Here is an 8,760-nt window from a genome sequence, read left to right as displayed (position 1 = left end):
AGTACACCAAGACCATCAAGAACACCATGACCACCAACAACACCATGACCATCATCTACAACATGTCCATCATCAACACCATGTCCAGCATCAACACCATGGCCAGCATCAATACCATGGCCAGCATCAACACCATGGTCAGCATCAACACCATGGTCAACAACATCAAATATGGTATGGCGGAGCGGGAAGTGCAGGAAGTACTGCAGGAACAGCGGGCGCGGCAGGGCATGCTGGACACGGACACTAATAGAGTAAATAAAAAACATAAAAAAATTCTCTTGTGCGCAAGGGGATTTTTTATTTTGGGAATAGTAAGGAGGAGAGGAGGTGCATTACATATGGGAAAAGGTAGAAGTAATAATGCTGGTAAAAAGCAACCGAATTTCGATGATTCATCTAATTTCGCTAAACAAAGTCAACCGACAGAAAAGAAGAAAAAATAAAGTGAAACTTTAATCAGTGGGGGTTCTCTTCATCCCCCACTGATTATTAGCCCTCACCAATCGGGCTTTTACGGGCAGTTTATCTCTCACCTAACTTATTTGCTTTCACCGAATTTTGAGGTGGGGGTATTACTGCCCGTTAATGCGGGATAAACAAAAAGGAGCTCTCTTCATAAAGAGAGCTCCTTTTTCAGATATATCGGCGTTTCGACACGACATATCATTCGCTCGAAAAAATAAGACATAAGTGCGGGGCTTAACTTCCCGCGAATGGTAGCCTATTCAATCTTATTTCCCTGCTTTTGCTAATGCTTCTTGGCGTTGACGCTCAATTTCAGCACGTAACTGTGGTTCTGGTGCTTGCCAGCCTTCTGGTTTTAAAATTTTGCCATCGCCTTCGCGGAAACGTGGTTTTCCGTCAGGGAATAGTTTTGCCATATTTGCATTGTTTACAATTTCAAAGCCTTTATCGGGACGAACTCCCATTTCTGCAAATGTTCCAAATGCGAAATAGATAAGGTCAATTAACGCATCATATTGATCTTCTACAGTATTAGCTTCTAAAAATTCCTCTAACTCTTCTTGCATAAAGCTTGCGCGAATTTTTGCGCGTTCTTCTGTTAATTTTGTTGGTACATCTGTAACAGGGTGTCCAAATACCTCGTGCATTTTTGCAACAAGTTCATATCCTTTATCTAAACCTTTTTCGTTAGCCATGTTGTTTCATCCTTTCACGTTTTGTGCCGAACTTTATTGTAACATAAGGAGATTGTTTAATAAAAAAAACACCTTATAAAATAAGATGTTCTTTCCCTACTCTTCTTTCTTTATTAAAAATGATAAAGCGAGATCAATCCCGAACATCCCAACAAGTAGCGTCGGTACGACAACAAGTAAATAACGTGTAAATGAAACATTTTTTAAGTATGTATGAGCAAATAAAAAGACGCCGAGAAACAGAATACCATTTAAAATAGGTTTTACTAACTTTTTAGACATAAGCTCCCCCGTAAATATCTTTTTTCTTTATGTAAGTATTATCAAAAAACTCCTCTCTCCGTTGTATCATGCCCGGAAGAGGAGTTCAATCATTATCTGACATTTTGAGGAAACTATATTTCATATTATTCGATTACACCGGAGTTTGTAATATCAACTTCATATTTTACTGTGATAGGAACGTCTTTGTACATTTTTTTCCATTCTGCTAATTTAAATGGTCGATAGTGTTGTCTAAATTTAGCACCTAGCCCAAGAGGATCAACATTTAAATATTTAAATTTTTTGATGAGTTTTGTGGCTTCAGTATTTAAGCTTTTTTCAACTTCTTGTGATATTTTTTTGTGTTCTGTTTATTTTCTAGGTTTACTTGTTTCGAAAGTTCTAAGATGCGTGCATCTATTTTTACTTTAATTAAAAAGGAAGGCTTTCCAGCTTTTATATTTACAGTATACGTTGGCTTGGAGCGTATATTATTGATCATTACATATCCATTATTACTTTTAAATTCGTGTGAATCTAACCGGTGTTTTTCCAATAACCCCTTAAATACGAACATATCTTGTCGATCAATTTTTCCGACATACTTATCCTTTTTTAAAAGTCCAATGCCAGTGATTTTGATTTTGTCTTTACTCTTTTTTAGGATAGGCATATAAGAGTCTTGGCCTTCACGATAATAACGAAATGCACCTAAATGTAAATTATCAGTTGGTAAGGGGCCTGTTTGCATGTTATGCTCTAGCATTTTTTTTATATAGATAGCCACATTAGAAGAAGTTGTATATTTTCCTTTTAACAGCTCAGGTCCATTTCCTTCTAATAATCCAACATACACTGAGTTTCCGATGCTGACATCACGAACCAATGTGTCAAAGGAGGTCGACAATCCTTTTTTGGCAATTCTTGTAGTAAACAAAGCAATGCGCATTTGTCCGCTTGCAAATGGTTGAGAAGATTCCAAAGAAGTATCAGCTTTTACTTGTTTAACGGCATTTCCTACTCCTTCGTAGACCTGTACTTTATTTCCTTTTCGCTGCACCGGACAAACCGATGTTACCTTTATTTTATTGTTTTTTGCTGTATCAAAAACAACCCCTTGAATTAACTGAACATCATCAACAATATTTTTTTGCAAACAGCCTGTTATGGTGAACAAACAAATACATGAAAGAAGAATTAGTTTTCTCTTGATTTTTTCCATTTTCTTTTCACCCACACGATAAGAAATAAGATTGGGATGTAAACATACATAAGCCAAAGACTAATTTTGGAAATATAACTAATAAAATCGTTGATATCGTGCCTGTTTGTTAAAAGTTGTGAAACAATAATGGTAATTAGTATGAAAGAAAGTAAAATGTATTTTTGCTTTACATGAAAGATTTCATGCGTTCCTCTTGTAGCGGCCCATAATGGAAGAATAAAACTTGTAAGAATTACAAGTGCATAGCCGGAGATGGCAATGTATTCTAGTCGTTCGATAAAGGGTAATTGAATAACTTGTGTCATTGAAAGCTGAGACCAAATTGTTTTTGATAACTGTTTTTCGCTAAAAAAAGCGAATGCCAAAATCGTGCTAAATAAATATAAAATGTTAGAGAATAATACACCATATTGTGCAAATTTATGAGATTTCTCGGGATTCTTCACAAATGGGTATATCATAAGAAAAATTTCAAAGCCTGTCATGGTATAAATTGACAATTGAGATGCTTTTAAAATATCTCCAAAAGAATGTGAAAAAACAGGAAGTAAATTTTCCCAATGTGCGTATCGCAACATAAAAAAACTAAGAAAAATATAACCTAATGTTCCCACGATTGAAAGTACACAGATACCGGTCATGACGCGAAATCCTGATGAGATGACGTAGTAACTTAATAAACATAAAAAGGCGGTGAACATCCAAGTGGACCCGGTAGGAAACATCCATACTTGAACAATCTCAACATACGTTCGAACAACGGATATACTCAAAGCGAAAAAATACAGCATGAATACAATATTAACGCCATTACCGAGCCACTTTCCAAAGGTTTGTTGATGAAGATCTATTAGGTTGCCTTCTGTATTTTTTAATAAGTAATACATCATCCAAACGAGAATGTGAATGATGATTCCGGTTATAACAACTCCTATCCAGGCATCATATCCAGCCGCTTTTGCGATAATGCGTGCAAATCCGAGAACTCCAGCGCCGAACTGTGCACTATGAATCAAGAAGAAAACAAAGATAGGAGATATTTGATATTTTGTTTTGACTTTACTCATAAATGCACCTCATTTCTTATTCGTCAAAGTCAGATGTATGTTTTGTTGAAATCCCCTTTGCTGATTTTTTTACGTGTTGCGGCCTTGCTTGAATATCTCTTGTATCAATCATAGATAATGGAAACCGAATCCAAGAGTCTTTTAGTGATTGTCGCCTTGCTGGATAAAAGAGCGCGAATGGTTTCTGTAAAGAAGAAAGCCTGAATAGATGAGTAAATAAAAAGATAAAACCTAGTGAAATTCCGAATAGTCCACCTAATTCTGCAAATAAAAGGAATGGGAATCGTAGTAAGCGAACTGCGTTCCCCATCTTATAAATCGGTGTGATAAAGGAAGCTAACGCGGATAAGGCGACAATGATTAACAAAATATTACTTGTTAGTCCTGCTTGTACAGATGCTTGTCCGATTACGATACCGCCTACAATACCAAGTGTTTGGCCTACTTTCATTGGTAGTCTAGCCCCAGCTTCTCTAAGTAAATCAATAACCAGTTCTAGAAAGAGTGCTTCTATTAAAGGTGGGAAAGGAACTTGTGCTCTTGATAAAATTAATGTTTCGAGTAAATCGCTTGGAATTAATTCGTAATGATAACTTAAAATGGCAACATATAATGGTGCTGCGCAGATGGAAAACAGAACAGCAATGAGTCTTAAAAATCTTGAAAACGTAGCGTAAAGCCAAGATACGTTGTAATCCTCTGGCGAAACAAAAAAATCAAAGTATGAAACAGGAGTGAGTAAGACGCTCGGTGAACCATCTACAAAAATAGCGATTTTTCCATCAATTAATGCGGTCGTTACTCGGTCTGTACGTTCTGTATTAATAAATAGTGGGAAGATTGATTTTTCTCCCATCAATTCTTGAATATAGGAACTGTCGTTGATTTGATCGTATTCAATTGTACGAAGTGACTCTTCTAAATAATCAACACTGTCTTTTTCAGCAAGGTTCTCTAAATACATCATGACAACTTTTGTTTTAGAGAATGTCCCAATGATAACCTCTTTTGTTTGTAGTGCTAACACTGGAAGGCGTTTACGTACTAAGTTAAGATTCGTATCAATATCCTCTACAAATCCCTCTTGTGGACCAATAACTGTAGATTCATTTAATGGAATAGATGGCGCCCGATAATTATCAATTGTGATATTTGCTAAGATACATTTTTGATCTTGTTCATGTAACTGTACGATAGCGTGACCTTTTAAAACCATATCTTCAATTTTTTGAAGATCATTTGTAATTGTAATCCCGCTCATTGGAATATGTTCTTTTAATTCTTCTAATGTAGAACATCTATGCTCTAATAAAGCTGGCATTAAATACTTTTGTAATTTTTCACCATCAAGCGATGGCCGGTAATAAGAAATCCAATACGGCATTGTTTCATCATCTGATGTGTGATAACTTACAAAATCACTAGATGTTTTTAGGTTTTCTAATAAATCTTGAAGAGAGTGAACCTTTTCTTTCTCGGGTTTACTGAAATCATAAATGCTATTGCTACTATTATTTTGCTGCTTGCCTTGTATTTGCTGGTCTTGTTTAGTAGCTTGAGCAGATTGATGTTGTTTGTTTTGTGTTTGCTGGTCTTGTTTAGTAGCTTGTGCAAATTGATGTTGTTTGTTTTGTGTTTGCTGGTCTTGTTTAGTAGCTTGGGCAAATTGATGTTGTTTGTTTTGTGTTTGCTGGTCTTGTTTAGTAGCTTGGGCAGATTGATGTTGTTTGTTTTGTGTTTGCGCGTCTTGTTTAGTAGCTTGAGCAGATTGATGTTGTTTGTTTTGTGTCTGCGCGTCTTGTTTAGTACCTTGAGCAGATTGATGTTGTTTGTTTTGTGTTTGTTCCTCTTGTTTAGTACCTTGAGCAGATTGATGTTGTTTGTTTTGTGTTTGTTCCTCTTGTTTAGTAGTTTGATTTTGCTCTTTTGAATCTGTTTTACTTGATTTTTTTTTCTTTGGAAACCATTTCCATATCATACGTATTCCCTCTTTAACTCATGTAAGATAATGTTAGTTTATGGCGTATTTTGTATATTATGCACATGTTTATGGGGAATCAAAAATCCTTTTTGTTAAAAGAAGGGTTTCTTTTGGAAACGTAAAAGTGTTTTGGTAAACGGGATAGATTTGTTATGGAGGATTGATATATAATGACGTATTTACAATGGAGTAGAAATTTATGATGTATGTAAAAAAAGAAAGCTTTCATTTAAAAGAGTTTACATTTGAAAATGGCATAAAGATCCCTGTTCAGATTGGATATGAGACGTACGGTAAATTAAACCGGGAAAAATCAAATGCGATTTTAGTCTGTCATTATTTTAGTGCAACAAGCCATGCGGCAGGAAAATATACGGAGCAAGATCTCATTCCTGGTTGGTGGGACGGACTGATTGGACCGGGTAAAGCAATTGATACCGATCGCTATTTTGTGATATGTACCGATAATCTTTGTAATGTACAAGTGAAAAATCCTTACGTGATTACAACGGGACCAAAGTCAGTTAATCCAATAACGGGATCTGAATATGGGATGGGGTTTCCGGTATTTACATTTTTAGATGTAGCACGTGTGCAATATGAATTAGTGAATGCAATGGGAATTACAAGGTTACATGCGGTAATCGGACCATCAGCTGGTGGAATGATTGCGCAGCAATGGGCTGTTCGTTATCCCCATATGGTAGAGCGAATGATTGGTGTAATTACGAATCCGCAAAATCCGGTTGTGACATCGGTTAATGTTCTGCAAAATGCAATTGAAGCTATTCAGTTAGATCCAAAATGGAATGATGGAAATTATGGGGATGAACAGCCGACGAAAGGGCTGCATTTAGCAGGGAAAATGATGTTTATAAATGGGTTTGATGCTCACTATTATGAAACGACATTTCCGCGTAATAGTACGGAAACGCTAGCTTATGAGAATTTCTCAGCACGGACTTCATTTGAACAAAATATAAATGCATTGACACTTCAAAATATTACTTTTGTGGATGCGAATTCATGGATGTATACAGCGAAAGCAACGTTATTACATGATCTTGCACACGGTTTTTCCTCTTTAGAAGAGGCACTTTCTCAAATAGAGGCAGATGTGCTTATGATTCCGTGTAAACAAGATTTACTGCAACCTTCTCGTTATAATTATAAAATGGTAGAGCTGCTCCAGAAACAAGGGAAATACGCAGAAGTTTATGAGATTGAAAGTATGAATGGCCATATGGCTGGTGTATTTGATGTTCATTTATTTGAAAAGAAAGTGGATGAGTTTTTAAAGAGAGCATCTGGCCATGCATAGAAGCGATCAGCCCCTTTTCCTGCCCTGTGCCAAGTGAAAACAAAGAGAGAAAACAAGTAGCGGTCACTTTTGGTTCTTCGGAGCCGCGACTTATACGCTTGAAAAATTGAAATGGATATATAGCAATGTGTGAAAAAAGGTGCGAGCCGTTAAGCGAGCACCTTCTTTTTAGATGATTTTTAAACGGAAGACGTATGTAGCAATGCACAATCCAAGGCAAGCGATACTAAGTAATAAATAAAAGAATGCTCGTTCTTGAGAGGATCGTGTGGTTCTTCTTTTGTTAAATATACCGAGTGAAATGATAGCGAGAATTAAAAAAATGAGACCTATAATGAAAAGAAAAAGTGTCATGTCGATCGACTCCTTTCGTAAAACAAGTATATTGAGGATACAATGTGAGAGGTAGATTTGTAAATGTAATAAATTTACAATTAAGTTGAGGAATAATGCAAATGAGGGAAGTTTCACTTCTTTGCGTTCGTAATTTTCCATGCTAAAATTGGTGATGAATAGATGAGTAGAGAAAAAATTTACTACGTCAACTACCCCTCACTTAAATACGAACGCGTTTTGAAGTGGGGACTTCTTTCGGAAATACGTTAAAGTTTTAATTATATTAAGGAGGAACGACATATGACAGAAGTAAAAACAATTACAACAGAAGAAGTGCAAGAGCGCTTAGAAAACGGGGAAACGTTATTTTTAGTAGATGTACGTGAAGATGAGGAAGTAGCACAAGGGAAAATTCCAGAAGCTGTACATATTAAAATGGGTGATATTCCAAATAAAGTGGAATTCTTTGATAAAGAAAATGAGTATATTTTTATCTGTCGATCAGGAATGCGCAGTGAAAATGTATGTCATTATTTAAATGAACAAGGGTTTAAAACAGTGAATATGGTCGGCGGTATGCTGCAATATGAAGGTGAAATTCAATAATTCATTTTTAAAACTTGAAACGCGTCTGTTTCAAGTTTTTTTCTTTTGCATACAGTGTATACAAGAATTGTTTTTCGCATATGAGTGAGCAACAATTCCTGCGATTATAATCGATTTATATAGAAAGGAGGGAGGATGGTGAGTGCGCGAATTCGTAAAATAAAGATTGTTAATAACACAGGAGCTGTTAATGTAGGTGATTGTTATACTATTGAACCATTTGCTGCTTTGAAAATATATGCTGGTTCTGGTGGATCGAGCATCGCTACTTTTTTGAATGGAAAACGGATGCCGTCAGTTACTCCTAGGACGCCAGAATTCCTTCCACCACTAGAAACAAGTGAATTAACATTAGGTTCATAACAGAAAGGTTGACTGGTCATGCCGGCAAATATTAAAGAGTTTGTGATTGTAAATAACTATGGGAGTTTATTTACGGGGGATAACTTGCGGGATACTTCATTTGTTGCATCAAAGACATATAGTGGAGCAACAGGGCCAACTTGTATTGATGTTGTGACTGTAATAGGAACGGCAACAAATCTTTGCTTGAACCCAGGGGATGTAGTGACAACGACGTATACGAAAGGTTCAGCGATTGGAACAAGTATGAGCACGAATACCTCTCCAAGTGCCAACACGTCAGGTACTATGCAAGCTGTTCCGAATGCGGATAGCTTGGATTCTGTACCAGGTTTATAGAAAGAGTCCTCTACTAAAATGATATGATCCCCTTATAGTAGACAGTAAAAAGAAAGCACATTAATCTGTTTACTATGGAGGGGATTTTTTCTATG

At 36.3% G+C, this 8,760-nt stretch carries 9 protein-coding genes and 1 pseudogene; 5 read left to right on the top strand and 5 right to left on the bottom strand.

Translation table 11 applies throughout. From position 1 onward, the window contains the following. On the top strand, positions 1-446 hold a 446-nt coding region (locus JDS96_RS33365), incomplete at its 5' end, for a hypothetical protein (protein ID WP_199668889.1). Between the two features lie 288 nt (positions 447-734). On the opposite strand, the gene JDS96_RS28980 is transcribed toward JDS96_RS33365, so the two are convergent. The 5 genes and pseudogenes from JDS96_RS28980 to JDS96_RS28960 all read right to left on the bottom strand — a co-directional run bounded on the left by JDS96_RS28980 (position 735) and on the right by JDS96_RS28960 (position 5,697). Beyond that, positions 735-1,163, bottom strand: a complete 429-nt coding sequence (locus tag JDS96_RS28980) for a pyrophosphohydrolase domain-containing protein (RefSeq protein ID WP_003201351.1) — start codon at positions 1,161-1,163, stop codon at positions 735-737. A gap of 96 nt (positions 1,164-1,259) precedes the next feature. Beyond that, positions 1,260-1,445, bottom strand: a complete 186-nt coding sequence (locus tag JDS96_RS28975) for a hypothetical protein (protein ID WP_003201353.1) — start codon at positions 1,443-1,445, stop codon at positions 1,260-1,262. Between the two features lie 125 nt (positions 1,446-1,570). Continuing rightward, positions 1,571-2,649 (bottom strand): annotated as a pseudogene (locus tag JDS96_RS28970) (Ger(x)C family spore germination protein). After that, complete coding sequence (locus JDS96_RS28965; protein ID WP_199668888.1) at positions 2,625-3,719, bottom strand: spore germination protein; 1,095 nt, start codon at positions 3,717-3,719, stop codon at positions 2,625-2,627. The pseudogene JDS96_RS28970 and the gene JDS96_RS28965 overlap by 25 nt, the downstream one beginning before the upstream one ends. A gap of 16 nt (positions 3,720-3,735) precedes the next feature. Continuing rightward, positions 3,736-5,697: a spore germination protein gene (locus JDS96_RS28960; RefSeq protein ID WP_199668887.1), complete on the bottom strand. Its 1,962-nt coding sequence runs from the start codon at positions 5,695-5,697 to the stop codon at positions 3,736-3,738. A 202-nt stretch (positions 5,698-5,899) separates the two neighbouring features. On the opposite strand from JDS96_RS28960, the gene JDS96_RS28955 reads away from it, so the two are divergent. The 4 genes from JDS96_RS28955 to JDS96_RS28935 all read left to right on the top strand — a co-directional run bounded on the left by JDS96_RS28955 (position 5,900) and on the right by JDS96_RS28935 (position 8,665). Further along, positions 5,900-7,021: a homoserine O-acetyltransferase family protein gene (locus tag JDS96_RS28955; protein WP_199668886.1), complete on the top strand. Its 1,122-nt coding sequence runs from the start codon at positions 5,900-5,902 to the stop codon at positions 7,019-7,021. A gap of 636 nt (positions 7,022-7,657) precedes the next feature. After that, positions 7,658-7,963, top strand: coding sequence for a rhodanese-like domain-containing protein (locus tag JDS96_RS28945; protein WP_003201171.1), 306 nt, complete (start codon positions 7,658-7,660; stop codon positions 7,961-7,963). 135 nt (positions 7,964-8,098) lie between these two features. Next, positions 8,099-8,326, top strand: coding sequence for a spore germination protein (locus tag JDS96_RS28940; protein ID WP_003201173.1), 228 nt, complete (start codon positions 8,099-8,101; stop codon positions 8,324-8,326). Between the two features lie 18 nt (positions 8,327-8,344). Then, complete coding sequence (locus JDS96_RS28935; RefSeq protein ID WP_199668885.1) at positions 8,345-8,665, top strand: hypothetical protein; 321 nt, start codon at positions 8,345-8,347, stop codon at positions 8,663-8,665. The last annotated feature ends 95 nt before the right edge of the window (positions 8,666-8,760 follow it).

The organism is Bacillus cereus group sp. N21 (assembly GCF_016483395.1).
GTDB classification, from domain to species: domain Bacteria; phylum Bacillota; class Bacilli; order Bacillales; family Bacillaceae_G; genus Bacillus_A; species Bacillus_A pseudomycoides.
Note: the sequence above shows the minus strand (reverse complement) of the source record. Positions and strands in the feature narration are given on the sequence as shown.